Raw genomic sequence first — 23,714 nt, forward strand, 5'->3', positions numbered from 1 at the left:
GCGATCGGAGACCCACGTGTCCCTCACCTTCCACTGGTTCCTGCCCACGAACGGCGACAGCCGCCACGTCGTCGGCGGAGGCCACGGCACCCCGGCGACCGCCTCCGGGCGGGACCGGCCGCCGACGGTCGCCTACCTCACCCAGATCGCCCGCGCCGCCGAGGACCTCGGCTTCGTCGCCGCGCTCACCCCGACGGGCGCCTGGTGCGAGGACGCGTGGCTGACCACCGCCATGGTCAGCCAGAACACCGAACGCCTGAAGTTCCTGGTCGCCTTCCGCCCCGGCTTCGTCTCGCCCACGCTCGCCGCGCAGATGGCCTCCACCTTCCAGCGGCAGACGGGCGGACGGCTCCTCCTCAACGTCGTCACCGGGGGCGAGAGCCACGAGCAGCGCGCCTACGGCGACTTTCTGGACAAGGACGCGCGTTACCGCCGTACCGGCGAGTTCCTGCAGATCGTCCGGGACCTGTGGGAGGGCAAGACCGTCGACCTGCACGGCGAGCACCTCCAGGTCGAGGACGCGAGACTGGCCCGGTTGCCCGACCCGGTCCCCGAGGTGTACTTCGGCGGGTCGTCGCCCGTCGCGGGCGAGGTCGCGGCCCGACACGTCGACGTATACCTCACCTGGGGCGAGCCGCCGGCGCAGGTCGCCGAGAAGATCGCCTGGATCAGGGGGCTCGCCGCGAAGGAGGGGCGGACCCTGCGGTTCGGCATCCGGCTGCACGTCATCACCCGTGACACCTCCGAGCAGGCATGGGCGGAGGCGAACCGGCTGCTCGACGGCTTCGACCCGGAGACCGTGAGGTCCGTCCAGGCCGGGCTCGCCCGCAGCGAGTCCGAGGGCCAGCAGCGGATGCTCGCCCTGCACGGCGGCGACAGGGACGGCCTGGAGATCCACCCCAACCTGTGGGCCGGGATCGGCCTGGTACGCGGCGGCGCGGGCACGGCCCTGGTCGGCAGCCACGACGAGGTCGCCGAGCGGATCAAGGAGTACGCGGCGCTGGGGATCGAGGAGTTCGTGCTCTCCGGTTACCCGCATCTGGAGGAGGCGTACTGGTTCGGGGAGGGGGTGCTGCCGCGACTGGCCGCGCAGGGCCTGTGGCGGCATCCGTCCGGCGAGCAGGACGCCCTCGCGTCACAGGTGCCGTTCGCGAGCTGAGTCCCGCCCCGCCAGACGGTCCAGGTGCGCGCTGCGCGACTCGGCCGTCTGGCCCTGCACCAGCAGGAACATCCCCTCACGGGCGAACCGTTGGGCCTTGCTCGTCAGCATCATCGCCCGGCCGCCGCCGGCCACCACCGCCGCCGTGGTGGCCGCGCGCATCACCTCGTACGCCTGCGTCCTGAGCGCCAGCCGCTCCTGCAGGTGCTCGTGCGGGGCCGCCTGGTCGGCCAGCGCGTAGGCCCGGCGCCGTACCTCGACGAGCCGGGCCCGCAGCGGTGCGGCGGTGTCGTCGTCGAGCAGACCGAGCGCCGCCTGGGCCACACCGAACACCGCGGGTGACGTGTTCACCGTCTTCGGCCGGTCGGTGGCCGCCCACCGCTCGTACGGTGTCCGCAGCGCCACCGCCTCCTCCGGCAGCCACAGCCCGTCCAGCTCCAGCGAGACCGTACGCGAGGCGGTGAGCGCCGCGAGCCGCATCGGCTCCGAGGCCCGCAGCCCCCGCTGCTCCCGCGCCTGCGTGAACGCGAACAGCGCCTCGTCGTCATCGGTCACCCCGGCGAGCAGCATCACGTCGTTGAGGCCCCACCCGGTGTACCAGGGCACGGTCCCGTCGAACCGCCACCCGCCCCGCTCCCGCCCGACCCGCACCGGGACGCGCGGATACGACCGCAGATGGGCGTACGCGACCCCGGACAGCAGCTCACCGCGCGCCAGCGGGCCGAGCAGCCGCTCCCGCACCGGCAGCTCGCTCTTCGCCAGCAGCATCACCGGAGTGTGATGCTGCGTCTGCACGAACCACGTCGAGCAGCACGCCCCCGCCAGGACCTCGGCGCTCTCCCGGGCCACCGCGGCGGGCGCGCCCGATCCGCCGTACTCCACCGGGGCGCTCACCCCGAGCAGCCCCGACCGCTTGACGGCCTCGATGTGGCTCACGGGCACGCCCTCCTGGTCGACACGCTCCGCCTGCGGTGCGAGGACGTCGGCGGCGAGCTGTCGGGCACGGGTGACAAGAGGGTGCGCTGTGGCGGTCATGAGAAGGATTCTCCGCTGCCCGCGGGCCGGGTTCGCGTATGACGCCGCATCGCGCCGCCGAGTCGGGCGGGCACAGGTCCTCGGATTTCACCGGGCGGACGTCTCCCCTCCTGACGTACGACCACCCGACGTGGTGTCATGCACCTGACCATCCTGATCCTCGACCGAAGGGTCATCCCATGCGAACCCCCCACGCCCTGCTCGCCGCGGCCACCGCGCTGGCCGCCGCGACCGTGGTTTCCCCCTCCGACGCGGCCACCGCGGTTCCCGCAGCGGGTGCCTACTACGTCCAGAGCGTCACCACCGGGCTCGACGCGGCCGACCACGGGGGAGCCGTCGAACAGCACAACCCCAAGGGCAACGAGGACCACCAGCAGTGGAACCTCAGAGCGAACGGATCGTCGTACGTCCTGGAAAGCGCCGACACCGCGGGCAGCTGTCTCGGCCGCTCGGGCGACCAGGCCCGCACCGTCGCCTGCGCGAGCGCCGACGCGGCCTGGGACATCACACCGGCCGGAGGCGACCGTTACACCCTCCAGGTGCCCGGAACCGACCTTTACCTGACCGTGGCCGCCAAGGCCGCCGGTGCCAACTACCCCGCCCAACTCGCCATCGGCTCCGCGAGCGACCTCGCCGCCTGGTACCTCACCCCGGTCACCTCGCCCACCGGTCCCATGCCGCCCACCGACCAGCGCACCCTCGACCAGGTCACCTTCCTCACCGCGCACAACGCCTACGCCAACGGCGTCGACGGCGGCTTCGCCCCGCCCTTCGTGAACCTCGTGCCCAACCAGGTGCGCGGGATCGACCAGCAACTCGCCGACGGCATCCGCGGTTTCATGCTGGACATCCACCAGACCCCCGACGGCGCGATCCTCTGCCACGACAGCTGCACCCTGGTCAGCCGCCCGGTCGCCCTGTGGGTGGACATCCAGCGGATCGTGGACTTCCTCAAGGCCCACCCCGATCAGTTCACCACCGTCTTCCTCGAGGACTACGTCGATCCGGGCGTCCTGCGCGGCGAACTGGCCCGGGTGAGCGGCCTGTCCGACGTCCTCTACCGGCCCGACCGGACGGGGGTGAAGCAGAACGGCTGGCCGAAGATGGCCGATCTGATCGCCGCCAATCACCGACTGCTGATCTTCACCGACCACAGCCGCGCCGCCGACGAGGCCGCCGGGCTCACCCGGGACAGCTTCGGCGTGATGTACCAGAAGGACTGGACCGTCGAGAACTACTGGTCCATGGGCTCGGGCATCGGCTCCTCCGACTGGTCCTGCTACAGCCGCTGGTACGACGCGAACACGAACATCCCGCTGACCCGCACGGAACCCGGCTTCCGTCCGCTGTTCGTCATGAACCACTTCCGTGACGCGACGATCACGTCCACGGCACGCACGGACAACACCAAACTCGCCGACCGCGCCCAGCGGTTCTGCCAGCCGGCCGCCCGCAAGAAGCCCAACTACCTGGCCGTGGACCGCTACGACCTCGGCGACCCCGCCTCAGCCGTCACCACCCTGAACACGTACACGTATCCGTAAAGCGAGTGCGTCCGTGCCCCGGGGTGTGCGCATGATCCACCCATGACCTCACAGACGATCACCGCGGACGCCGCGGGCACCTGGAAACTCGGCGACCTGCCCGTCCACCGCATCGGCTTCGGCGCGATGCGGCTGACGGGCAGCGCCGCCTTCCACCTCGGGACACCGAGCGACCGTGAACGGTCGATCGCCGTGCTGCGCGGGGCGGTCGAACTCGGTGTCAACCACATCGACACGGCCGCCTTCTACTTCTCCTCGCTGCGCTCCGCGAACGAGCTCATCAACAGCGCGCTGGCGCCGTATGCGGACGACCTGGTCATCGTCACGAAGGTGGGCCCGTACCGCGACTACTCGGGGGAGTGGGGCACCTCCGCCCGGCCCGACCAACTGCGCGGCCATGTCGAGGAGAACCTGCGGCAGCTCGGCCGTGACCACCTGGACGTGGTGAACCTGCGCCGGATGCCGAAGTACGACTCGATCGCCGAACACTTCGGCGCGCTCGCAGAACTGCGCGACGCCGGGCTGATCCGCCACCTCGGCATCTCCAACGTGGGCGCCCGCCACCTCGCGGAGGCGCAGGCGATCGCGCCCGTGGTGTGCGTACAGAACCAGTACGGGCTCCACCGGCCCGATCCGGAAGCGGACGAACTCCTGCGGATCTGCGGCGAACAGGGCATCGCGTTCGTGCCGTTCTTCGCGATCGCGGGCAACGGTGCCGAGCGCGGGCCGGCCGGCGACGAGGCGGAGGTGGTCGACGCCGTCGCGCGGGCCCACGGCGCCACACCCGCCCAGGTCCGCCTGTCGTGGACGCTCCAGCAGGGTCCGCACGTCCTGGCCATCCCGGGCACCGGCAACCCGGACCACCTGGCGGAGAACGTGGCGGCGGGCGCGTTGCGGCTGACCGCCGAGGAGATGGCGCGTCTCGACGCGCTGCACCGCCAGGGGGAGTGAACTTCAGGGCGCCGGGGACCGCACGGGCCGCGCGGCGTCGGCGAGCGCCCGCGGAGCCAGGCGGGTGGCGGCGTACGTGCACAGGCTCAGCCAGCACAGGGCGAGCAGCCAGCCGCCCAGGACGTCGGAGAACCAGTGCACCCCCAGATACACACGGGTCAGGCCGACCGAGACGCCCCAGGTGAGGACGATGGTCAGGAGGCCGGCTCTGCCGCGCGGGGCACGGACGAGGATCGCCAGCGCCAGCAGCCCGGCGGTGAGCGCGGCCGTCGTCGTATGGCCTGAGGGGAAGGACCAGCCCGAGGCGTGCGTGACCCAGTCCGCGCGCTCCGGGCGCGGGCGTGCCGCCAGCGACATCACCCCGTACCGCACGGCCTGACCCACGGCCAGACACGCGACACAGGCCACGGCGGCGAGGGCGCCGCGGCGCGCCGTGCGGCCCATCACGACACCCGCCACGGCCGCCAGGAGGTAGGGGACGAGGCCGGTCCCCGTGTACGTCACCGCGCGCGCCGCGGCGACCGCGACGGGCGGGCGGTGGGCGACCGACCAGTGCAGCAGGTCCGCGTCGCCGAACAGCGGGGTGCCGCCGCGTCCCGTCACGGTCAGCGCCAGCAGCACGAACGCCGCGAGCGCGCCGAGCGCCGTCGAACCGGCGAGGTCGGAGGTGTCCGCCCGCCTCACGACCGCGTCCCGGGTGCGGGGGCCGGGTAGGGCGGTGCGGTGCGCGGTACGGCGCCCATGCGCGGGAGCCCCTTTCATAATGGACGTGCGGGTCCGGCCGGGCCGGACCCGCGAAGACTACACTTCTGTAGACGGTCTACAGGAATGTAGACGACTAACGGGGTGAGGAAGGTTCCATGGCCGAAGCGAAGGACGAGCGCCGCCCGGCGGGCGAGCTGGAAGCGAGCGTCATGGCCGCCCTGTGGGCCGCGGACGCGCCCCGGACTCCGGGCCAGGTGCAGCAGAGCCTCGGCGCCGGTCTCGCCCGTACGACGGTCACGACGATCCTGTCCCGGCTGCACGAGAAGGGTGTCGTCGGCCGCCGCCGCCAGGGCCGCGGCTACGCCTACTTCCCCGTCCAGGACGCCCACGGGCTCACCGCGCGGCGCATGCACACCGAACTGGACCGGGACAGCGACCGGCACACCGTGCTGGCCCGCTTCGTCGCCCAGCTCAGCGAAGACGACGAGCGCGTCCTTCGGGACCTGCTGGAATCCGGTGAGCAGTGACCTTCCTGCTACTGCTCCCCCTCACGCTGCCGTTCGCGATGCCCCCGCTCGCGCGGCGCGCCCTCGACCGTCTCGCGCCCCGGGCCGCGCTGTGGGTGGTGACCTGCTGCACGGTCGTCCTCGCCTGCTGCTCCCTCACCGCGCTCGGCGCCTTCGTGCTCACCGGGTTGCTCCAGCTGCCGCTGTTCGCCGCGCTCGGTGACCTGGTACGCCCGCTGCGCGCCGGATCCGACCTGTTCGTCGTGCCGGCGGCGGCGTTCTCCGTCGGTGCGCTCGCCGTGTGCCTGTGGACCCTGTGCCGGACCGTGCTGCGGCAGGCCAGGGCCTTCCGCGTCGCCACCAGCGAGGCGGACCGTCGCTCCACCGCGGGCGACCTGTGCGTGATCGACTCCCCGCGCCCGGACGCGTACGCGCTGCCCGGGCGGCCGCACCGCATCGTCGTCACCACCGGGATGCTGCGCAGCCTCGGCCCCGACGAGCGCGAGGCCCTCTTCGCCCACGAGCGGGCCCACAACGCGGCCGGGCACCACTACTTCCTCGCGGTCGCCGAACTCGTCGCGCTCTGCCACCCCGGGCTGCGGTCCGTGGCCCCGGTCATCCGGCTCGCGGTCGAGCGCGCCGCCGACGAGGCCGCCGCCGCCGTGGTCGGCGACCGGCGGCTGACCGCCCGGGCGATCGGCCGCGCCGCCCTCGCCACCGGCACCGCCCCCGGCGAACGACCGGCCTTCGTGCCCGCCGCGACCGCCGGCCCCGTGCCCCAGCGGGTCGCCGCCCTCCTGGCCGCCCCGCGCGCCCCGCACCGGGCCGCCCGCTGGATCGCCGCCCTCCTCGTCGCCTGCGCCACCGTGTCCGCCTGCGCCTCGGCGACCGGGGTCATCGGCTTCCACCACGAGGTGGAGATCGCCCAGGGCGAAGAGACGCGCTGAAACCGCACCACCCCTGACCGCACAAGGCGTGGCGCAGCCCACACCGGGGCGCCCGACGGCATGGCGTACGCTACGTGTTACGTATAACCCCTGTGAACGCCCAGTGCTCCCGTGCCGCACCCACCCCCGGAAGGCCTCATGAGACGCATCGCCCTGGTCACCCTCGTCGTCGACGACCACGAGACCGCGATCCGCTTCTACACCGAGGCTCTGGGGTTCCGGCTCGTGGCCGACGAGCCGCGGGCCGACGGGTCCCGGTGGGTCGTGGTCGAGCCCGGTGACGGCGGCCACGGCACGGGGCTGCTGCTGGCCCGGGCCAAGGACGAGGCACAGCGCGGCCGGGTCGGCGACCAGACCGGCGGACGCGTGGGCTTCTTCCTGCACACCGACGACTTCGCCCGCGACCACACCCGGATGACCGCCGCCGGCGTCACCTTCCTGGAGGAGCCGCGGCACGAGCCGTACGGCACGGTCGCCGTCTTCCAGGACCTGTACGGCAACCGCTGGGACCTGCTCCAGCCCGCCGAGTAGTCCCCAGGCAACCCCCTGACGAACAACCCGCCGAGGAACCACCGCACATGACCGCCCCGCGCATCGACACCGACACCCTCCGCCGCCTGCCCAAGGCCGTGCTGCACGACCACCTCGACGGCGGCCTGCGCCCCGCGACCGTCGTCGAGCTCGCGCAGGAGGTCGGCCACACCCTGCCCACCACCGACCCGGACGAGCTCGCCGCCTGGTACTACGACGCCGCCAACTCCGGCGACCTGGTGCGCTACATAGCCACCTTCGAGCACACCCTCGCCGTGATGCAGAACCGCGAGGGCCTGCTGCGCACCGCCGAGGAGTACGTCCTGGACCTCGCCGAGGACGGCGTCGTCTACGGCGAGGTGCGCTACGCCCCCGAGCTGATGGTCAACGGCGGGCTGACCCTGAACGAGGTCGTGGAGACCGTGCAGGAGGGGCTCGCCGCCGGCATGGCGAAGGCGGCCGCCGCCGGTACCCCGGTGCGGGTCGGCACCCTGCTGTGCGGGATGCGCATGTTCGACCGGACCCGTGAGATCGCGGACCTCGCCGTCGCCTACCGCGACGCCGGTGTCGTCGGCTTCGACATCGCCGGCGCCGAGGACGGCTTCCCGCCCGCCGACCACCTGGCCGCCTTCGAGCACCTGCGCCGCGAGAGCGTCCCGTTCACGATCCACGCCGGGGAGGCGCACGGCCTGCCCAGCATCCACCAGGCCCTCCAGGTGTGCGGCGCCCAGCGGATCGGCCACGGCGTCCGCATCACCGAGGACATCGTGGACGGCAAGCTGGGCCGCCTCGCCGGCTGGGTGCGCGACCGCCGGATCGCCCTGGAGATGTGCCCGACCTCCAACCTCCAGACCGGCGCCGCCGGCTCGATCGCCGAGCACCCCATCACCGCCCTGAAGGACCTCGGCTTCCGGGTCACGCTCAACACCGACAACCGTCTGGTGTCCGGCACGACGATGACCCGGGAGATGTCCCTGCTGGTCGAGGAGGCGGGCTGGACCCTCGAGGACCTGCGCACCGTCACGGTGAACGCGGTCAAGAGCGCGTTCATCCCGTTCGACGAGCGGAACGCCCTCATCCGGGACGTGGTGCTGCCCGGCTACGCGGCCGCGCTCTGAAGCAGCCCCCGTACGTAGGCGGCCTGTCCGGCGTGCTGCAGGTCGTCGGACAGGACGCTCACCAGCCGTACCCCGAGGCTGACCGGCGGGTCCCAGCGCTCGTCCACGATCCGCTCGAGGTCCTTGGCGGCCAGCCCCCGCAGCGCCTGCAGGGTCTGCTCGTGCACGGCGTCGTAGTACCCGGTCAGCAGCTCACCGGAGTCGACCCGGACCTTGGCGACCTTCGCGGGGCTGTGCCCGTACCCCGTGTCGTGGCGCGGCAGGTCGAGACCGAAACGCTTCTCCCAGCCCTGTGACAGCCACACCTGGTCGAGGTCGAAGGCGTCGGCGACGTGGTCGTCCTGGACGCGGGTGAGGTGCCAGACCAGCCAGGCGACGGAGTTGGTGTCGGCGGTCGGCCGGGCGTTGAGTTCGTCCGATTCCAGGCCGTCGACGGCGGCGTGGACTTCTTCCTGGATGCGGCCGTAGCCGTCGATGAGGATGTCCTTGGCATGCATGCATCCACCATCGCGCATCGCCGCCCGTCGTGCGTCCGGAATACGGCTCGCACGGGGTCCGGAGCGCGGCTCGGAGGGGGCCCGGAACGCGTGGCTCGGATGGGCCCGCATGGGCCCCGGAACGCGGCTCCCGCCCCGTCACCGAGGACGTGACTCCAGACCCTCGGCGTCGAGCAGGCTGATCAGAGCCCGGGCCGCCGGGCCGGTGGCCCGCTCGGGCGGCAGCAGGGCGGCGGTCTCGTACTCCGTCCCGGCCGCGGTCTTGAGGGGGAGTGCGGTCAGCGACGGACGCTTGTGCCGGAAGTGCCGGGGTACGACCGCGATGCCCAGGTTCTCGTCGACCAGGTCCAGCAGGCTGTGCACGTCGTTGACCTCCAGCGCCACCGTGCGCCGCACGCCCGCCGCGGAGAACGCCGTGTCGGTGGTGCGGCGCGGGCCCCAGTCCGGGTGGAAGTCCACGAAGACCTCCCCGCCCAGGTCCTCGGGCGTGAGCACGGCTCCGGGCGACGCCAGGTGGTGGTCCGGATGGCACAACACGGTCATCGGCTCGCTGGTCAGCGGTACGGACCTCAGTTGGTCGGTGTCCGCCCGGGTGCGGTAGGCGAACGCCAGGTCCAGCCGCCCGGCGGCGACCTCCTCGGCCAGCGCGCCCGACCCCGCCTGCCGCAGCCGGATCTCCACGTCCGGGTGGCGCCGCCGGAACGCCGCGAGCAGTCCCGCCACATGCACTCCCGGGATGCACTGCTCGGCGCCGAGCGCCAGCGTGCCGCGCAGTACGCCCTGCACCGCGGCCACCGCCTCGTGCGCCGCCCGGACCTGGGCCAGGATCCGCTCCGCCTCGCCGAGCAGGGCACGCCCGGCCTCCGTGAGGGTCACCCGGCGGGTGGTGCGCACGAACAGCGGGGCCCGCAGTTCCCGCTCCAGCGCCCGGATCGACGCGGACAGGCCCGACTGGGACACCATCAGGCGTTCCGCCGCCCGGGTGAAGTGCTGGTCCTCGGCTACCGCGACGAAGTGCTGAAGGTGGCGCAGTTCCATGATTGAGAAGCGTATCCGCAGAATCTCATCGGATTCTTCTGTTGGACCACTGCCCGCAGCCGGCGCGAGAGTGGTGACCGGTTCCCCGGAACCGCTCACCGTGCGCCAACCCCTCTGGAGTCGCGTTGTACACCGCCCATCCCGACCGCTACGAGGCCATGCCCTACCGCCGCACCGGACGCAGCGGCCTGCAGCTGCCCGCGCTGTCGCTCGGCCTGTGGCACAACTTCGGCCCCGACCGCCCGGTCGACACCCAGCGGGCCATCCTGCGCCGCGCCTTCGACCTCGGCGTCACACACTTCGACCTGGCCAACAACTACGGCCCGCCGCCCGGCGCCGCCGAGTCCGCCCTCGGTGAGGCGCTGAAGGCGGACTTCGCGCCGTACCGCGACGAGCTGGTCATCTCCACCAAGGCCGGCTATCTGATGTGGCCCGGCCCGTACGGCGAGTGGGGCTCGCGCAAGTACCTGCTGTCGTCGCTCGACCAGAGCCTGAAGCGGATGGGCCTGGACCACGTCGACATCTTCTACTCGCACCGCCCGGACCCGGACACCCCGCTGGAGGAGACGATGGGTGCCCTGCACTCGGCGGTCCAGCAGGGCAAGGCGCTGTACGTGGGTGTCTCCAACTACTCCCCGGAGCAGACCCGTGAGGCCGCCCGCATCCTCGGCGAGCTGGGCACCCCGCTGCTGATCCACCAGCCGCGCTACTCGATGCTGGACCGCCGCCCCGAGGAGGGGCTGCTGGACGCCCTGGACGAACTCCAGGTCGGTTCCATCGCCTACTCGCCGCTGGAGCAGGGCCTGCTCACCGCCCGCTACCTCGACGGCATCCCGGAGGACTCGCGCGCGGCGAGCGACAGCCCGTTCCTCAGCTCGGACGCGGTGACCGAGGAACTGGTGGGCAGGCTGCGCGCCCTCGACGACATCGCCAAGTCCCGCGGCCAGTCCCTGGCCCAGATGGCCCTGGCCTGGGTGCTGCGCGGCGGCCGGGTCACCTCCGCCCTGGTCGGCGCGAGCAGCCCGCAGCAGCTTGAGGACAGCGTCGCGGCGATCGGCAACCTGGACTTCGACGCGGAGGAGCTGGCGCGGATCGACGCGATCGTCCAGCAGTGAGGTTCCCCCCGGCGGCAGGTACCACCCTGCCGCCGGGGGGCTGACCGGGCCGCACAGCTCTGCGAGTGTTGGCGCCGAGTACCCCCGCACCCCGTTCCCAATCGTCTCGGTGCCGTCGGCGGACCTGCGGTTGAGGGGCCGTTCCGGGTGTCCAAGACTGGGCAGGTACGGGCATTCGACTACGGCGGGCGACGCGGCCGTGTCGGCCGCGGACGGGTGGTCATCGTGACGATCTCACCCTTCGGGTCAGGCGACCCGTTCTCCGAACTCTTCAACCGCTTCTTCGGCATGAGCCCGGCGACCTCACCGCCGGCCGTGCAACGTGTTCCGATCGGACGTCTCCTCAGCGACTCCGCGCACGAGTTGCTCGCCGGCGCCGGCACACGGGCGGCCGAGGACGGGTCCGATCTGGACACCGTCCACCTGCTGTGGGCCGCCACCCAGGTGCCGGCCGCACGCCAGGTGCTGGAGCAGGCGGGCGTGGACCCCGACAGGCTCGCCGGCGACCTGCGGGAATCCCTGCCCTCCGGGACCGGCACCGGTGAGCCCGCGCTGACCCCGGCGGCCAAACGCGCCCTGCTGGCGGCGCACGCCCGCTCCCAGGCGGCCGGCGCCTCCTACATCGGTCCCGAGCACATCCTCGGAGCGCTCCTGGACGATCCGCGCTCCCCGCTGGCGCGGACCCTGAGGGCCGAGGGAGCCAGGCCGGGGGCGCTCGGCGGCGCACCCCGGCAGGGGCGGGAGCCGGGCGGGCACCCCGACACGCCGACGCTCGACGAGTACGGGCGCGACCTCACCGACGAGGCGCGCGCCGGAAACCTCGACCCGGTGGTCGGCCGGGCGGCCGAGATCGAGCAGACCGTCGAGGTCCTCTCCCGGCGCACGAAGAACAACCCGGTGCTGATCGGCGACCCCGGCGTCGGCAAGACCGCGATCGTCGAGGGTCTGGCCCAGCGCATCGTCGCCGGGGAGGTCCCCAAGGCGCTCAAGGACCGCCGTGTGGTCGCCCTCGACCTCGCCGGGCTCGTCGCCGGGTCCCAGTACCGGGGCCAGTTCGAGGAGCGACTCAAGAAGGTCATCGACGAGGTCACCGGGGCCGACAAGAGCGTCGTCCTCTTCATCGACGAACTGCACACGGTCGTCGGCGCCGGCGGCACCGGCGAGGGGTCCATGGACGCGGGCAACATCCTCAAGCCGGCCCTCGCCCGCGGCGACCTCAGCGTGGTGGGCGCCACCACCATCGACGAGTACCGCAAGCGCATCGAGAAGGACGCCGCGCTGGAGCGCCGCTTCCAGCCCGTCATGGTGCCCGAACCCACCGTCGAGGAGACGGTCGAGATCCTGCGCGGACTACGCGACGCCTACGAGGCCCACCACCAGGTCCGCTACACCGACGAGGCGCTCGACGCCGCGGCCGCCCTGTCCGACCGCTACATCAGCGACCGCTTCCTGCCCGACAAGGCGATCGACCTCATGGACCAGGCCGGAGCCCGGGTCGGGCTGCGCAGCGTGGGGGAGTCCGCGGAGGCCGCGGACCTCGAGGACCGGCTGACCCGGCTGCGCCGCGAGAAGGACGAGGCCGTCAGCACCGAGGACTTCGAGCGCGCGAGCCAACTCAAGTGGGAGATCACGGACTTGGAGGGCCGGCTGGCCTCGGTCGGCGAGGGCGGAGCACCCACGCCCAGCGTCACCCCCGACGACATCGCCGAAGTCCTCTCCGCCCGCACCGGCATTCCGGTCTCCCAGCTCACCGAGACCGAACGCGACCGGCTGATGAAGCTGGAGGAGGTCCTGCACGAGCGGGTCGTCGGACAGGACGACGCGGTCACCGCCGTGGCCCAGGCCGTGCGCCGCGGCCGGGCCGGCATGGGCGACCCCAACCGGCCCACCGGCAGTTTTCTCTTCCTCGGCCCCACCGGCGTCGGCAAGACGGAACTCGCCAAGGCGCTCGCGGAACTGCTCTTCGGCGATCCGGACCGCATGATCCGCTTCGACATGAGCGAGTTCCAGGAGAAGCACACCGTCTCCCGGCTCATCGGCTCCCCGCCCGGCTACGTCGGCTACGAGGAGGCCGGCCAGCTCACCGAGGCGGTGCGCCGCAAGCCGTACAGCGTGGTGCTGTTCGACGAGGTGGAGAAGGCCCACCGCGACGTGTTCAACCTGCTGCTGCAGGTCCTGGACGACGGACGGCTGACCGACGCGCAGGGACGCACGGTCGACTTCCGCAACACCGTGGTCATCATGACCAGCAACATCGCCTCCAAGCACATCCTGGACCACCACGGAGACATCGACGAGATCAGGGACGACCTGACGGCGGAACTCCAGGCGCACTTCCGCCCGGAGTTCCTCAACCGGATCGACGAGGTCATCGTCTTCCACGCCCTGGGCCGCCGGGACCTGGTGCGGATCGTCGACCTGCTCCTGGAGGGCAGCCGGCGCCGGCTGCACGCTCAGCAGATCGGCCTGGAGGTCACCGAGACGGCCAAGGAGTGGCTGGCGAACCGCGGCTACCAGCCGGAGTACGGCGCCCGGCCGCTGCGCCGCACCATCCAGACCGAACTCGACAACCGGCTCTCGAACATGCTGCTCAGCGGCACGCTCAACCCGGGCGACACGGTCGTCGTCGACGTGACGGACGGTGAACTGGGCCTCACCCTCAAGGCGAAGGGGGAGCCACAGCGACAGGGAGCGCCGGGCGCCGGCCCGGAGGACACCGAGGAGGAGCCTCCGAGCTGGCCCGGACCCATCTCCTAGCCCGCCACCTCCCCGGGCACGCGGTCCAGGAACCCGTGCACGGTGCGGATACGCCCCTCGGCGTCCAGGGTGATCACGTCCGAGCCGGCGACGGGCGCCGAACCGTCCGCGTCGCTCACCAACTCCCAGGAGAACCGGGCGAGGTCGTGGTGTCCGTCGACCGCGCCCGTGAGCCGGAAGGAGAACCCGGGGAACTGTGCGTGTGCTCCCGCGATCACGGCCGCGATCTGCTCGTGGCCGCCGACGTCGGCCAGGGGGTCGGTGTAGGTTCCGTCCGCGGTCCAGGCGGCGGCGACAGCCTTCGCCAGGGCCTGGGCGTCACGGGTGTTCCACGCCTCGAAGTAGCGGGCGACGGCGGACTCGTAGCGGTTGGTCTCTGCGGACATGGCGATCAGCCTCCAACGAGGTCACATGTGCTGGTCAGGAGCCGGATCCCGGGGTGTGGTGCCGGGCGGGAGCCGACACCGCAACGATGCCCGGACAGGCCTGGTGGCGTCGATTACCTCCCGGGTAAGCGGAGGTACGCCGGGCTGAGGCGGCTCGTTTCGGCCAGAGGGCGGCCGTGAATATGCCAAGAGACTGGCTGAAACCGCATGGTGACAGAGTGTCAGGAGTGGCGATACTCGAAGGAGCGGGTGACCCAGGTCACGATAGAAAGCGCTACCGCACGGGGGGAGCGATCGTGCACGACGAGTTCCTGTGCCATGTCACGGCATACGGTATCTGCGGAGGGCAACGGGTCGGCGTCCCCCTCGGCACCTACCGTGCTCCCACGCTCGCGCTCGCCCTGTGGTGGATGCGCGACCGTGCCTCCTGGATCGCCGAACGGCTCGACCCGCACCCGGACAACCCGCTCTTCCCCCCGAACTCCATCGCCCCCGTCGCCGACACGGTCCCCGACGTGCCGGCCGTCCTGCGTGCCTGGTGCAAGGACGTCGGGCAGCAGGAGAGGGTGGCCGAGGAACTGGCGGCCGGACGGCTGGTCCGCGTCGCCGTCAGCGACGACACCACCGAGTACGAACTGCTCGCCGAGTCCGTGGACGCGCTGCGCATGCAACGGTTCGTGCCCGCGCTGTCCACCCCGGTGGCCTGATCGAATGGCCCCGAACGTCACCGAACCCCACCCCGTCGCCGCACCCGCCTCGCGAGCAGCCCGCCCGCGAACCCGGTGACAAGTCCCCACAACACGGCGAGCCCCAGCGCCGTCCCGACCCGGGGTCTGAGGAACAGGACGCCGGAGAGCCCTCCGCCGAGGTCGCCGACCCCGAGGAGCGAGAGGCCGTAGTGCGCCGAGACCCGGCAGAGCAGGCAGATGGCGAGGACCGCCGCGACCAGCGCGACCGCCATGTGCACGGCGTGCCACCACGGCCGCGTCCACGTCGGTGAGCGCACCCCGAGCACGAACCCGGCGGCGATCAGCAGCACGGCGTCCACGGCCACGAGCCACCACACCCGTCCGTCGTACCGGGCGAGCGCACTCAGGTTCAGCGTCGAGATGTCCGGGGTGCGCAGCACCTCGTCGAGCAGATGCGGCATGGGCAGCCCGAACGGCCCCGCCACCCGGCCGTGCCAGGTGGCACCCATGCCGAGGGTGAGCACCGGCCACACCAGGTTGGGGAGCCCGAGCAGGATCAGCGCGAACGTCTCGGCGGGGTGCCCGCGGGTCGCCGCCACCACCAGCGCGACGACGGCGCCCAGGGCGACCTGGGCGAGCAGCAGGGCCACCATGGCGCAGGCGGCGGGTCGCACCGACTCCTTCAGGTGCAGCAGCCGGGCCGGCAGCGGCGCACCCCGCGCCACCAGCAGGGCGAGGACGAGCACGCCCGCCAGCCAGAGCAGACCGAACAGCACCGTAGGCCACAGGTCCGCGGCGAAGCCGATCCTCGGGGAGATCCCGAACAGGCTGCCGATGTCGCCGATCGTTCCGGTGCCGAGCGGGACCGTGAAGGTGTGGCGGGCCGCCAGGGCGAGGCCGACGAGTGCCACCAGCCACAGCACGGCGATCCGCCCGGCCCAGCCCGCCAGTTCACGCCCGCCGGTGACGGACCGGTGCCGCAGCGGGCGCAGGAACCCCGCGGCGACCACCAGCGCCCCGGCCAGCGTCACCGACAGCGGCATCACGGTCAGCCCCGCCCGTGTGCCGGCCAGCGCACCCGCGTCGCCCGCCAGCCTCACACTGCCGCCGACCGCGGCGACGACCACGGCCACGACCACGCGGGGGAACCCGTCCTCCGGGATGTCGCTGCCGCCCGCCGCCCACAGCCCGAGCGCGGCGAGCGCACCCATGACCACCAGCCCGGCCAGCACCGTGCCGCCGGCCCACACCCAGCCGTGCGGTGCGCGGGCCGGACCGCCGGTACGGGGAGCCCGGTCGTGGGAGGTCGGGACGCTCACACCGCCACGCTAGGGCCTGTCGCGACCGGAAGGGTTCACCGGCTCCCGGCGCCCCGGCCGGGCCGCACGGCTTCACTCAGGGCAGAACGCCGCTGACTTCCCGTGACGCCCCGGATCCCTAGGCTGAAGGGGTGAGCACTCATGCGCCGAACGAAGCCCGCGTCATTCCCCTGCGCCCGCAGACCGCCCCGCCCGGTTCCGCAGGGGCGACCCGCACCCCGCAGCGACCGACGGGGGCCCCACAGCCACCCGCGCCCAAGGAGCCCCTGTGGCGCGACCTCGTCGGTGATGTGCTGCGGCGCGAGCGGCTCGCCCAGGAGCGCACGCTGAAGGACGTCGCGGAAGCGGCCCGGATCTCGATGCCGTACCTGTCCGAGCTGGAGCGCGGCCGCAAGGAGGCCTCCTCCGAAGTCCTCGCGGCCGCCGCCCAGGCCCTCGGGCTCGGCCTCGCCGACCTGCTCTCGCTCGCCCAGGACGAGCTGGCCCGGAACGCCCGGAGCCGGGCGGGCCGGGGTCACAGGTCGCCCACGGCGCGGTACGACGGCCTCTGCCTCGCCGCCTGACCGCACCGACGGCGGCTACTCGGCCGCCGGCCGGTACGACGGGTGCGCACCATTGCCGTACCGGCCGGGTCGCCGGCCTCCGGCCCCGACCGCGCCGGTGGGTCAGACGAACGCGAGCCGCCGGCTCAGCACCTCGTCGGCGAGCCCGTAGGCGACGGCCTCCTCGGCGGTGAACACCTTGTCCCGGTCCATGTCGGCGCGCAGTGTCGCCACGTCGTGGTGCGTGTGCCGGGACAGGACCTCCTCCACCTGGGAGCGGATGCGGACCATCTCCTTGGCCGCCAGGCTGAGGTCGGCTACCGTGCCCTGCCGTCCGCCGCTGGCCGGTTGGCCGAGCAGCACCCGCGCGTGTCGGAGCACGAACCGCCGCCCGGGGTCACCTCCGGCCAGCAGTACCGCAGCCGTCGACGCCGCCTGCCCGACGCAGAACGTGGAGATCGGGGACTGCACGAACGTCATCGTGTCGTAGATCGCCATCAGGGAAGTGAACGACCCACCGGGCGAGTTGAGGTAGATCGAGATCTCGTGCTCCGGGTTCGACGACTCCAGATGCAGCAGTTGCGCGATGACCACATTGGCGACCCCGTCGTCGATCTCGGTGCCGAGGAAGATGATCCGCTCGTTGAGGAGCCGGCTGAAGACGTCGTAGGACCGCTCGCCCTGCGCGGTCCGCTCGATGACGTACGGAACCGTGTACGACCCCATGTCACAACCCCATCCGTCGGCGCGACGCGGCCGGGCGGACGTCGGCGAGCGACTCCACGACCCGGTCCACCATTCCGTACTCGCGGGCCTGCTCGGCCGTGAACCAGCGGTCCCGGTCGCCGTCCCGCGCGATCGTCTCCTCGCTCTGCCCGGTGTGTTCGGCGGTGATCCGCTCGATGGCCTTCTTGGTGAACTGAAGGTTCTCCGCCTGGATCTCGATGTCCGCGGTGGTGCCGCCGATGCCCGCCGACGGCTGGTGCATCATGATCCGCGCGTTCGGCAGCGCGAACCGCTTGCCCCGCGCCCCTACGGTGAGCAGGAACTGCCCCATGCTCGCGGCGAACCCCATCACCAGCGTCGAGACGTCGTTCGGGATGAGACGCATGGTGTCGTAGATCGCCAGCCCCGCGGTGACCGACCCGCCGGGGCTGTTGATGTACAGGCTGATGTCGGTTCGCGGGTCCTCCGCCGACAGCAGGAGCAGCTGTGCGCACACCCGGTTGGCCGACACCTCGTCGACCTGCGTGCCCAGGAACACGATCCGCTGGGCGAGCAACTGCGCGGCGAGGTGGTCGTCGAAGCGGCTGGGCGGGGTGTCGCCCTCCTCCGCCCGGGGTGAGAGGGTGGTGAGTGGAGTCATCGGGTCTCCTTTCCATGGCACGGGTGCCGTCGACTCCACTGTCGGCTTCGGGAGATGCCCTGATGCGGTTTCTCTGCCCGCCGCGAATTCGCCACGGGCCGAACTCCGGTCTCAGCCCCTCTCGCGCAGCTGCCTGAAGAACGCCCGCACGTCCTCCACCAGCAGATCCGGCTCCTCCATGGCCGCGAAGTGCCCGCCCCGGCCGAACTCCGTCCAGCGCACGATGTTCTCCGTGCGCTCCGCCCTGTGCCGCAGCGGGACCTGGATCTCGGCGGGGAACACCGCCAGTGCGGTCGGGGCCCTGGACGGTTCGGCGGGCGCGGCGGCCCGGCCGGTGGCGTGTGCCCGCTCGTAGTAGATCCGGGCCGACGAACCGGCGGTCCCCGTCAGCCAGTACAGCATCACGTTGGTCAGCAGCAGGTCCCGGTCGACGGCCTCCTCGGGCAGCTCCTCGGAGTCCGTCCACTCCTGGAACTTCTCCACGATCCAGGCGAGTTGACCGACGGGTGAGTCGGTGAGCGCGTACGCCGACGTCTGCGGCCGGGTGGCGTGCAGCATCGCGTAGCCCGCGCCCTCACGCATCCACACCTCCCACCGGCGCCACGAGGTCAGCGTGCGCTCGCGCTCCTCGGGGCTCAGCGCGGCCAGCTCCGCGGCGGTGGGCTCGGTGGTCTGCTGGGCACCCGGCAGCAGGTTCAGATGGACACCGATCACCCGCTCCGGGTGGGCGCGGCCCAGCTCGCGGGAGATGCCGGCGCCCCAGTCACCGCCCTGCGCGCCGAACCGCCGATAGCCGAGCCGGTCCATCAGCTCCACCCACGCGTCGGCGACCCGGCCCGCCTCCCAGCCGGTGTCCCGGGTCGGCCCGGACAGCCCGAACCCCGGAATGCTCGGCACCACCACGTGGAAGGCGTCGGCGGGATCACCACCGTGTGCGGCCGGGTCGGTGAGCGGCCCGACCACGTCGAGGAATTCCACGATCGACCCCGGCCAGCCGTGCGTGAGGACCAGCGGGGTGGCGTCCGGCTCGGGGGAGCGCACATGGGCGAAGTGGACGTGCGCGCCGTCGATCTCCGTCGTGAACTGCGGCCACGCGTTCAGCCGCGCCTCGGCGGCCCGCCAGTCGTAGTCGTGGCGCCAGTACCGCACGAGCTCCTTCAGATAGTCGCGGGGCACCCCGTACGCCCACCCCACACCGGGCAGCTCGTCGGGCCAGCGGGTGCGGTCGAGCCGGTCGTGCAGATCGTCGAGGTCGCTCTGCGGGATCACGAGACGGAAGGGCCGGATGCTCTCGGCGGGTGACGTCATGACCGCGATGCTAATTCCGGGCACCGAGCCCGCCACACGGATTAATCCGCGGTCCGGCCGATGAGTTTCGGGGCGAGGATCGGTCTGTACAGGTGACCGCTTCCACACTCCAGGAGGTAGACATGGCCACCGAGGGTTTCACCACCTGTCTCTGGTTCGACGGCCAGGCCGAGGAGGCCGCGCACCACTACGTGTCGATCTTCAAGAACTCCAGCATCGGACGGATCGGCCGCTACACGGAGGCCGGGCCCGGGCCCGCCGGTTCCGTGATCGCCGTGGACTTCACGGCCAACGGACACAAGTTCGTCGCTCTGAACGGCGGACCCCAGTTCACGTTCAACGAGGCGATCTCCTTCCAGATCTACTGCGAGAACCAGGAGGAGATCGACTACTACTGGAACAAGCTCACCGAGGGCGGCGGTGAGCCGGGCCCGTGCGGCTGGCTCAAGGACAAGTACGGCGTGTCCTGGCAGGTCATCCCGGACGGGCTCATCGACATGATCGGCGACCCGGACCAGGAGAAGGCGGCCCGCACCACCCGCGCGATGCTCGCGATGGGCAAGCTCGACATCGCCGCGCTGGAGAAGGCGTACGCGGACGAGTAGCCACCGCGGAGCAACGGCGGGCCACCGTGACGGGGTGAGCCGGCTGCCCCGGCCATGCCGGGCGAGGGCGACATGGCCGTCCGCGCCGCCCGGCGCGACCGCGCCGCCGATGCGGCCGGGCGGCGACCAGCTCACCGCCCGCCCGGCGGAGGCCGACGAGCAGGCCGTTGCCGATCGGGCGGAGGTACGGTGGCGGCACGCCGAGAACTCCCGGTGATCCCCCCCGCGAAGGACTGATCCGCCATGGCCGCCGAACTGACCGGTTCCTACCTCACCCTCGACGACGGCCGCCCCGCCGTCCGTTTCAGCCGTGTCTACGACGACCCGATCGACCACGTCTGGCGCTTCGTCACCGATCCCGACGAACTCGCCCAGTGGTTCCCGTCCCGCGCCGAGTTCGATCTGCGCCCCGGTGGTGACGTCCGGTTCAGCGGGGACCCGAACATGCCCGAGTCCACCGGCACCGTCCGAGCCGTGGACGCGCCCCGGCACCTGTCCTTCGCGTGGGGCGGTGACGAACTCCGCTTCGACCTGGAGGCGCTGGACGACAAGCGGACCCGTTTTACGCTCACCAACGTCCTGGGTGAGCAGAACACCGCCGCCCGCAACGGCGCCGGCTGGGAGGTGTGCCTCGCCGCCCTGGACGCGAAGGCCCGCGGTGAGCGCTCCGAGGAGCCGCACGCCGGGCCGAGCGCGCCCTGGAAGGCGTACTACGAGGCCTATGTCGAAGCCGGGATCCCCTCGGGCGCGCCCGTTCCGGGCGCCGACGCATGACCGTCACGCCAGCTGCCGCCGCACCAGCTCGTGCAGCCGGCCGGTCGTGTCGGCCAGGAGCAGGCCGGGCGGGCCCTGCTGGATGATCCTGCCGTCCTCCATCACGATGACCCGGTCCGCGTCCAGCACCGTGGACAGGCGGTGGGCGATCACGATCCGGGTGGCGTTCAGGGCGCGGGTGGACTCGATGACCTTGCGCTGGGTCTCGTTGTCCAGCGCGCTCGTCGCCTCGTCGAAGAACAGGATGCGCGGCCGACGGATCAGCGCCTGAGCGATCATCAGCCGCTGCCGCTGGCCACCGGAGATCGCGCCGCTGCCCTGGACGATGGTGTGCAGCCCCATCGGCATCCGCTGGATGTCCTCGGCGAGGCCCGCCATCTCGGCCGCCGCCATCGCCTCCTCGGGGGTGTACGGCTCGGTGCCGCAGATGACGTCCAGGATGGACCCGTTCATCGGCTGCGCGTGCTGGAGCACCACCCCGCACTGGCGGCGCACCGCCGACTGGTCGAGTGCCGCGAGGTCCTGGCCGTCGTAGAGCACACTGCCGGACACCGGCTTGTCGAAGCCGATCAGCAGCCGCAGCAGCGTCGACTTGCCGCAGCCGCTCGGACCCACGATGGCCACGAACTCACCCGGCTTGACCTCGAAGGACACGTCGTCGAGGACCAGGGGACCGTCGTCGGCGTACCGGAACGAGAGCCTGCGCGCCTCGATCGCCCCGGACAGGACCCCCGGCCGGGTGCTCGCCGTGCGCACCTCGGGGGTGGCGTCCAGCACCGGCCGGATCTCCTCGAACAGCGGCAGCGCCGCCACCGCCGACACGAACGCGCCGGTCAGCTGGGTGACCGAGGTCAGCAGCATGGTCATGGAGGTGTTGAAGGTGAGGAAGTCGGCGGCCGACAGCGCGCCCCTCGCGGGGCCGGCCAGCAGCATGAACAGCAGCAGCGAGCACACCGGCAGATACACCGCGCCCAGTACCGTCGTCAGGTTCTTGATCCGGCCCACCTTCTGCTGCAGCTCACGGCTGCGCGCGAACTCCCGCGCCCAGGCGGCGTAGGCGTAGTTCTCGGCCGCCGCGACCCGCAGCTTGGGCAGACCGCGCAGGGTCTGGAACGCCTGGTTGTTCAGCTTGTTGGAGAGCTGAACCAGCCGCCGCTGCCAGCGCACCTGCCACAGTCCGAGCCCGAGGAAGACGGCGGCGATGACCACGAGCATGCCGATCGCGGCCATGGCCATGGGCACGCTGTACCACAGCAGCAGCCCCAGGTTCATCGCCCCGACCGTCACCGACTGGGCCACCGTCGGACCGACTCCGGCGAGCAGCCGGCGGATGGCGCTGACCCCCATCGCGGCACTCGCCAGCTCACCGGTGGACCGCTGGGTGAAGAACTTCGTCGGCAGCCTCAGCAGCCGGTCCCACACCGCGGGCTGGAGGGTCGCCTCGATCCGCCCCTCCAGGCGCAGGATGGTCAGGTTCTCCAGCAGCATGAAGGCGGCAGCCACCACGCCGGTGACCATGAGGGCGAGGCAGACCTGGACGATCAGCCCTTCCTGCGCCTTCGGCACGTACTCGCCGAGCACCTTGCCGGTGGCGATCGGCACCAGCGCGCCGATCGCGACGGTCACCAGCCCACTGAGCAGCAGGTTGACAAGGTCGCCGCTCGTCCCGCGCATGCTGAACCGCAGCAGCCCGAGGGGACCGAGCCGCTGGTCGGGCAGCGGGCGGTAGAACATCACCGCCCGCGGCGCGAACTCGGCCGCGTTCGCCTTCTCGATCGGTGTCTCGCGCCCCGACGACGGGTGGACGGCGACATAGCCGCCACGCCGCCACAGCAGCGCCACCGGCGCCCCCGACAGGGCCCGGTGACCCACCAGCGGACCGACGTTCTCGTGCCACCAGCGCCCGTCGAGCCGCACCGCCCGGGTGCGGATCCGGGAGGCGACGGCGATGCGCTCCACCGGGTCGAGGCGGTCGCTCTCGGCGCCGCTCCGCGTGGGTTCGGCGAGGGTGATGCCGGCCGCGCGGGCCACCAGCTTGCACGCCGCGTACGTGGCGTCGGCGTCGGCGGCCGTGGTGCGTCGCTCCGAGGACTTGCCGATGGACGCCAGCAGCGTCCGGTCGGCCTGGGCGCGGACCGCCTCACCCGCCTTGATACCGGCCGCGGTACGGGTCTCGTGGGTGCGCTCCAGCTGCTCGATCCACCGGTCCAGGGTGGCGAGGAGGCGGTACTGCTGGTCGACCATGCCCTGCCAGACGGCGGGGTCCATCAGCAGGTCGGCCGCGGCCTCCGTCCCGTACAGGGAGCCGTACTGGACGCTGCCCGGCGGGACCTGCATCCAGAACACGTCGTCGTCGGTGATGTCGGCGGCCCGTTCGGTGGCCATGGGCGCCTGGAACAGGATCGACAGGCTCCTGCCGACGCCCAGGGCGAGGGCGTACTCCAGGGGGCTCGTCGTCGGCGGTACGTACTGCGGGTTGCCGTACTCGTCGTACGACCAGGTCTGGGTGTCGGCCTGCTGGTACAGCTCGCGCAGCTGGATGCGGCGCACCACGCAGTCGCGCACCGGCCGGGCGACCAGGGTGTGCTGGGGACCCGCGACCGGGCCGAGCAGCAGGGAACCCGGCTCCAGACGCCCCAGGTGGTGCCAGTGGCCCTGTACCGCCGCGTCCACGGCGAACAGGTCCAGCGCGCCGGACGCGACGAGCCACAGCACCTGCGGCCCCTCCAGGTCGAGCCGGCTCAGGCCCGAGCAGTCGATGGGGGCGCCCATCGCGCCCAGAGCGCCCAGGACGACGTCGCCCTCGTGCACCGCCGTCATCC

The 23,714-nt window shown here is 72.1% G+C and carries 24 protein-coding genes; 14 read left to right on the forward strand and 10 right to left on the reverse strand.

Features of this window, described 5'->3' with window-relative positions; all coding sequences use genetic code 11:
* Positions 1-16: 16 nt before the first annotated feature.
* Positions 17-1,159: an LLM class flavin-dependent oxidoreductase gene (locus tag ACFYZJ_RS09275; RefSeq protein ID WP_388564696.1), complete on the forward strand. Its 1,143-nt coding sequence runs from the start codon at positions 17-19 to the stop codon at positions 1,157-1,159.
* Here ACFYZJ_RS09275 and ACFYZJ_RS09280 read toward each other — a convergent pair.
* Positions 1,136-2,194: an acyl-CoA dehydrogenase family protein gene (locus tag ACFYZJ_RS09280; protein ID WP_388564698.1), complete on the reverse strand. Its 1,059-nt coding sequence runs from the start codon at positions 2,192-2,194 to the stop codon at positions 1,136-1,138. The two genes, ACFYZJ_RS09275 and ACFYZJ_RS09280, sit on opposite strands and share 24 nt — an antisense overlap.
* Positions 2,195-2,373: 179 nt before the next feature.
* On the opposite strand from ACFYZJ_RS09280, the gene ACFYZJ_RS09285 reads away from it, so the two are divergent.
* Both ACFYZJ_RS09285 and ACFYZJ_RS09290 read left to right on the forward strand, forming a co-directional pair.
* Entirely contained in the window at positions 2,374-3,738 is a 1,365-nt protein-coding gene (locus ACFYZJ_RS09285; protein WP_388564701.1) for an RICIN domain-containing protein, read from the forward strand.
* 42 nt (positions 3,739-3,780) lie between these two features.
* Entirely contained in the window at positions 3,781-4,689 is a 909-nt protein-coding gene (locus ACFYZJ_RS09290) for an oxidoreductase (RefSeq protein WP_388564704.1), read from the forward strand.
* Between the two features lie 3 nt (positions 4,690-4,692).
* Here ACFYZJ_RS09290 and ACFYZJ_RS09295 read toward each other — a convergent pair whose 3' ends face one another.
* Entirely contained in the window at positions 4,693-5,373 is a 681-nt protein-coding gene (locus ACFYZJ_RS09295) for a phosphatase PAP2 family protein (protein ID WP_388564706.1), read from the reverse strand.
* A 176-nt stretch (positions 5,374-5,549) separates the two neighbouring features.
* Here ACFYZJ_RS09295 and ACFYZJ_RS09300 point away from each other — a divergent pair, with 176 nt between their 5' ends.
* The 4 genes from ACFYZJ_RS09300 to ACFYZJ_RS09315 all read left to right on the forward strand — a co-directional run bounded on the left by ACFYZJ_RS09300 (position 5,550) and on the right by ACFYZJ_RS09315 (position 8,496).
* On the forward strand, positions 5,550-5,921 hold the full coding sequence (locus tag ACFYZJ_RS09300; RefSeq protein ID WP_388564709.1) for a BlaI/MecI/CopY family transcriptional regulator: 372 nt from the start codon (positions 5,550-5,552) through the stop codon (positions 5,919-5,921).
* Positions 5,918-6,847 (forward strand): M48 family metalloprotease, encoded by a 930-nt coding sequence (locus ACFYZJ_RS09305; protein WP_388564712.1) that lies wholly within the window; start codon positions 5,918-5,920, stop codon positions 6,845-6,847. The genes ACFYZJ_RS09300 and ACFYZJ_RS09305 overlap by 4 nt, the downstream gene beginning before the upstream one ends.
* Before the next feature lie 138 nt (positions 6,848-6,985).
* The gene (locus tag ACFYZJ_RS09310) at positions 6,986-7,378 is read left to right on the forward strand and encodes a VOC family protein (RefSeq protein WP_388564715.1); all 393 of its coding nucleotides are present in this window, start codon (positions 6,986-6,988) and stop codon (positions 7,376-7,378) included.
* Positions 7,379-7,425: 47 nt separating this feature from the next.
* Positions 7,426-8,496 (forward strand): adenosine deaminase, encoded by a 1,071-nt coding sequence (locus ACFYZJ_RS09315; protein WP_388564718.1) that lies wholly within the window; start codon positions 7,426-7,428, stop codon positions 8,494-8,496.
* Here ACFYZJ_RS09315 and ACFYZJ_RS09320 read toward each other — a convergent pair.
* Positions 8,478-8,993 carry a DUF664 domain-containing protein gene (locus ACFYZJ_RS09320; protein ID WP_388564720.1) on the reverse strand — a complete coding sequence of 172 codons (516 nt, stop codon included), beginning with the start codon at positions 8,991-8,993 and terminating at the stop codon, positions 8,478-8,480. The two genes, ACFYZJ_RS09315 and ACFYZJ_RS09320, sit on opposite strands and share 19 nt — an antisense overlap.
* 138 nt (positions 8,994-9,131) lie before the next feature.
* Positions 9,132-10,031, reverse strand: a complete 900-nt coding sequence (locus tag ACFYZJ_RS09325) for a LysR substrate-binding domain-containing protein (protein WP_388564722.1) — start codon at positions 10,029-10,031, stop codon at positions 9,132-9,134.
* A gap of 125 nt (positions 10,032-10,156) precedes the next feature.
* Between ACFYZJ_RS09325 and mgrA the strand changes: the two genes are divergently transcribed.
* Both mgrA and ACFYZJ_RS09335 read left to right on the forward strand, forming a co-directional pair.
* Positions 10,157-11,146: an L-glyceraldehyde 3-phosphate reductase gene (gene mgrA, locus ACFYZJ_RS09330; RefSeq protein ID WP_388564725.1), complete on the forward strand. Its 990-nt coding sequence runs from the start codon at positions 10,157-10,159 to the stop codon at positions 11,144-11,146.
* Positions 11,147-11,371: 225 nt separating this feature from the next.
* Positions 11,372-13,903 carry an ATP-dependent Clp protease ATP-binding subunit gene (locus ACFYZJ_RS09335; RefSeq protein ID WP_388564728.1) on the forward strand — a complete coding sequence of 844 codons (2,532 nt, stop codon included), beginning with the start codon at positions 11,372-11,374 and terminating at the stop codon, positions 13,901-13,903.
* On the opposite strand, the gene ACFYZJ_RS09340 is transcribed toward ACFYZJ_RS09335, so the two are convergent.
* The gene (locus ACFYZJ_RS09340; RefSeq protein WP_388564730.1) at positions 13,900-14,289 is read right to left on the reverse strand and encodes a nuclear transport factor 2 family protein; all 390 of its coding nucleotides are present in this window, start codon (positions 14,287-14,289) and stop codon (positions 13,900-13,902) included. The two genes, ACFYZJ_RS09335 and ACFYZJ_RS09340, sit on opposite strands and share 4 nt — an antisense overlap.
* Before the next feature lie 296 nt (positions 14,290-14,585).
* Between ACFYZJ_RS09340 and ACFYZJ_RS09345 the strand changes: the two genes are divergently transcribed.
* Positions 14,586-14,996, forward strand: coding sequence for a hypothetical protein (locus ACFYZJ_RS09345; protein WP_388564732.1), 411 nt, complete (start codon positions 14,586-14,588; stop codon positions 14,994-14,996).
* Between the two features lie 17 nt (positions 14,997-15,013).
* On the opposite strand, the gene ACFYZJ_RS09350 is transcribed toward ACFYZJ_RS09345, so the two are convergent.
* The gene (locus ACFYZJ_RS09350; protein WP_388564734.1) at positions 15,014-16,297 is read right to left on the reverse strand and encodes a streptophobe family protein; all 1,284 of its coding nucleotides are present in this window, start codon (positions 16,295-16,297) and stop codon (positions 15,014-15,016) included.
* Between the two features lie 131 nt (positions 16,298-16,428).
* Between ACFYZJ_RS09350 and ACFYZJ_RS09355 the strand changes: the two genes are divergently transcribed.
* On the forward strand, positions 16,429-16,860 hold the full coding sequence (locus ACFYZJ_RS09355; protein WP_388564737.1) for a helix-turn-helix domain-containing protein: 432 nt from the start codon (positions 16,429-16,431) through the stop codon (positions 16,858-16,860).
* 102 nt (positions 16,861-16,962) lie between these two features.
* Here the strand turns inward: ACFYZJ_RS09355 and ACFYZJ_RS09360 are convergent, their stop codons facing one another.
* From ACFYZJ_RS09360 to ACFYZJ_RS09370, 3 genes are all read right to left on the reverse strand, one after another.
* A complete protein-coding gene (locus tag ACFYZJ_RS09360) occupies positions 16,963-17,565 on the reverse strand; it encodes a ClpP family protease (protein ID WP_388564740.1) in 603 nt (200 codons plus the stop codon).
* 1 nt (position 17,566) lies between these two features.
* Positions 17,567-18,205 carry a ClpP family protease gene (locus tag ACFYZJ_RS09365; protein ID WP_388564742.1) on the reverse strand — a complete coding sequence of 213 codons (639 nt, stop codon included), beginning with the start codon at positions 18,203-18,205 and terminating at the stop codon, positions 17,567-17,569.
* Positions 18,206-18,316: 111 nt separating this feature from the next.
* Complete coding sequence (locus tag ACFYZJ_RS09370; protein ID WP_388564745.1) at positions 18,317-19,513, reverse strand: epoxide hydrolase family protein; 1,197 nt, start codon at positions 19,511-19,513, stop codon at positions 18,317-18,319.
* 122 nt (positions 19,514-19,635) lie between these two features.
* On the opposite strand from ACFYZJ_RS09370, the gene ACFYZJ_RS09375 reads away from it, so the two are divergent.
* From ACFYZJ_RS09375 to ACFYZJ_RS09385, 3 genes are read left to right on the forward strand one after another with little or no spacing between them, the layout of a single operon-like run.
* Complete coding sequence (locus ACFYZJ_RS09375) at positions 19,636-20,118, forward strand: VOC family protein (RefSeq protein ID WP_388564748.1); 483 nt, start codon at positions 19,636-19,638, stop codon at positions 20,116-20,118.
* A 34-nt stretch (positions 20,119-20,152) separates the two neighbouring features.
* On the forward strand, positions 20,153-20,335 hold the full coding sequence (locus tag ACFYZJ_RS09380) for a hypothetical protein (RefSeq protein ID WP_388564750.1): 183 nt from the start codon (positions 20,153-20,155) through the stop codon (positions 20,333-20,335).
* Positions 20,336-20,361: 26 nt separating this feature from the next.
* Positions 20,362-20,892, forward strand: coding sequence for an SRPBCC family protein (locus ACFYZJ_RS09385; protein ID WP_388564753.1), 531 nt, complete (start codon positions 20,362-20,364; stop codon positions 20,890-20,892).
* Between the two features lie 3 nt (positions 20,893-20,895).
* Here ACFYZJ_RS09385 and ACFYZJ_RS09390 read toward each other — a convergent pair whose 3' ends face one another.
* On the reverse strand, positions 20,896-23,712 hold the full coding sequence (locus ACFYZJ_RS09390) for an NHLP bacteriocin export ABC transporter permease/ATPase subunit (protein WP_388564756.1): 2,817 nt from the start codon (positions 23,710-23,712) through the stop codon (positions 20,896-20,898).
* Between the last annotated feature and the right edge of the window lie 2 nt (positions 23,713-23,714).

The organism is Streptomyces sp. NPDC001848, from assembly GCF_042891915.1.
In the GTDB taxonomy this organism is placed as follows: Bacteria; Actinomycetota; Actinomycetes; order Streptomycetales; family Streptomycetaceae; genus Streptomyces.

Coding starts and splice junctions, on each gene's coding strand:
- ACFYZJ_RS09280 (WP_388564698.1), bottom strand. CDS start 2,194: ATGACCGCCACAGCGCACCCTCTTGTCACCCGTGCCCGACAGCTCGCC.
- ACFYZJ_RS09285 (WP_388564701.1), top strand. CDS start 2,374: ATGCGAACCCCCCACGCCCTGCTCGCCGCGGCCACCGCGCTGGCCGCC.
- ACFYZJ_RS09290 (WP_388564704.1), top strand. CDS start 3,781: ATGACCTCACAGACGATCACCGCGGACGCCGCGGGCACCTGGAAACTC.
- ACFYZJ_RS09300 (WP_388564709.1), top strand. CDS start 5,550: ATGGCCGAAGCGAAGGACGAGCGCCGCCCGGCGGGCGAGCTGGAAGCG.
- ACFYZJ_RS09310 (WP_388564715.1), top strand. CDS start 6,986: ATGAGACGCATCGCCCTGGTCACCCTCGTCGTCGACGACCACGAGACC.
- ACFYZJ_RS09315 (WP_388564718.1), top strand. CDS start 7,426: ATGACCGCCCCGCGCATCGACACCGACACCCTCCGCCGCCTGCCCAAG.
- ACFYZJ_RS09320 (WP_388564720.1), bottom strand. CDS start 8,993: ATGCATGCCAAGGACATCCTCATCGACGGCTACGGCCGCATCCAGGAA.
- ACFYZJ_RS09325 (WP_388564722.1), bottom strand. CDS start 10,031: ATGGAACTGCGCCACCTTCAGCACTTCGTCGCGGTAGCCGAGGACCAG.
- ACFYZJ_RS09340 (WP_388564730.1), bottom strand. CDS start 14,289: ATGTCCGCAGAGACCAACCGCTACGAGTCCGCCGTCGCCCGCTACTTC.
- ACFYZJ_RS09360 (WP_388564740.1), bottom strand. CDS start 17,565: ATGGGGTCGTACACGGTTCCGTACGTCATCGAGCGGACCGCGCAGGGC.
- ACFYZJ_RS09365 (WP_388564742.1), bottom strand. CDS start 18,205: ATGACTCCACTCACCACCCTCTCACCCCGGGCGGAGGAGGGCGACACC.
- ACFYZJ_RS09370 (WP_388564745.1), bottom strand. CDS start 19,513: ATGACGTCACCCGCCGAGAGCATCCGGCCCTTCCGTCTCGTGATCCCG.
- ACFYZJ_RS09375 (WP_388564748.1), top strand. CDS start 19,636: ATGGCCACCGAGGGTTTCACCACCTGTCTCTGGTTCGACGGCCAGGCC.
- ACFYZJ_RS09385 (WP_388564753.1), top strand. CDS start 20,362: ATGGCCGCCGAACTGACCGGTTCCTACCTCACCCTCGACGACGGCCGC.
- ACFYZJ_RS09390 (WP_388564756.1), bottom strand. CDS start 23,712: ATGACGGCGGTGCACGAGGGCGACGTCGTCCTGGGCGCTCTGGGCGCG.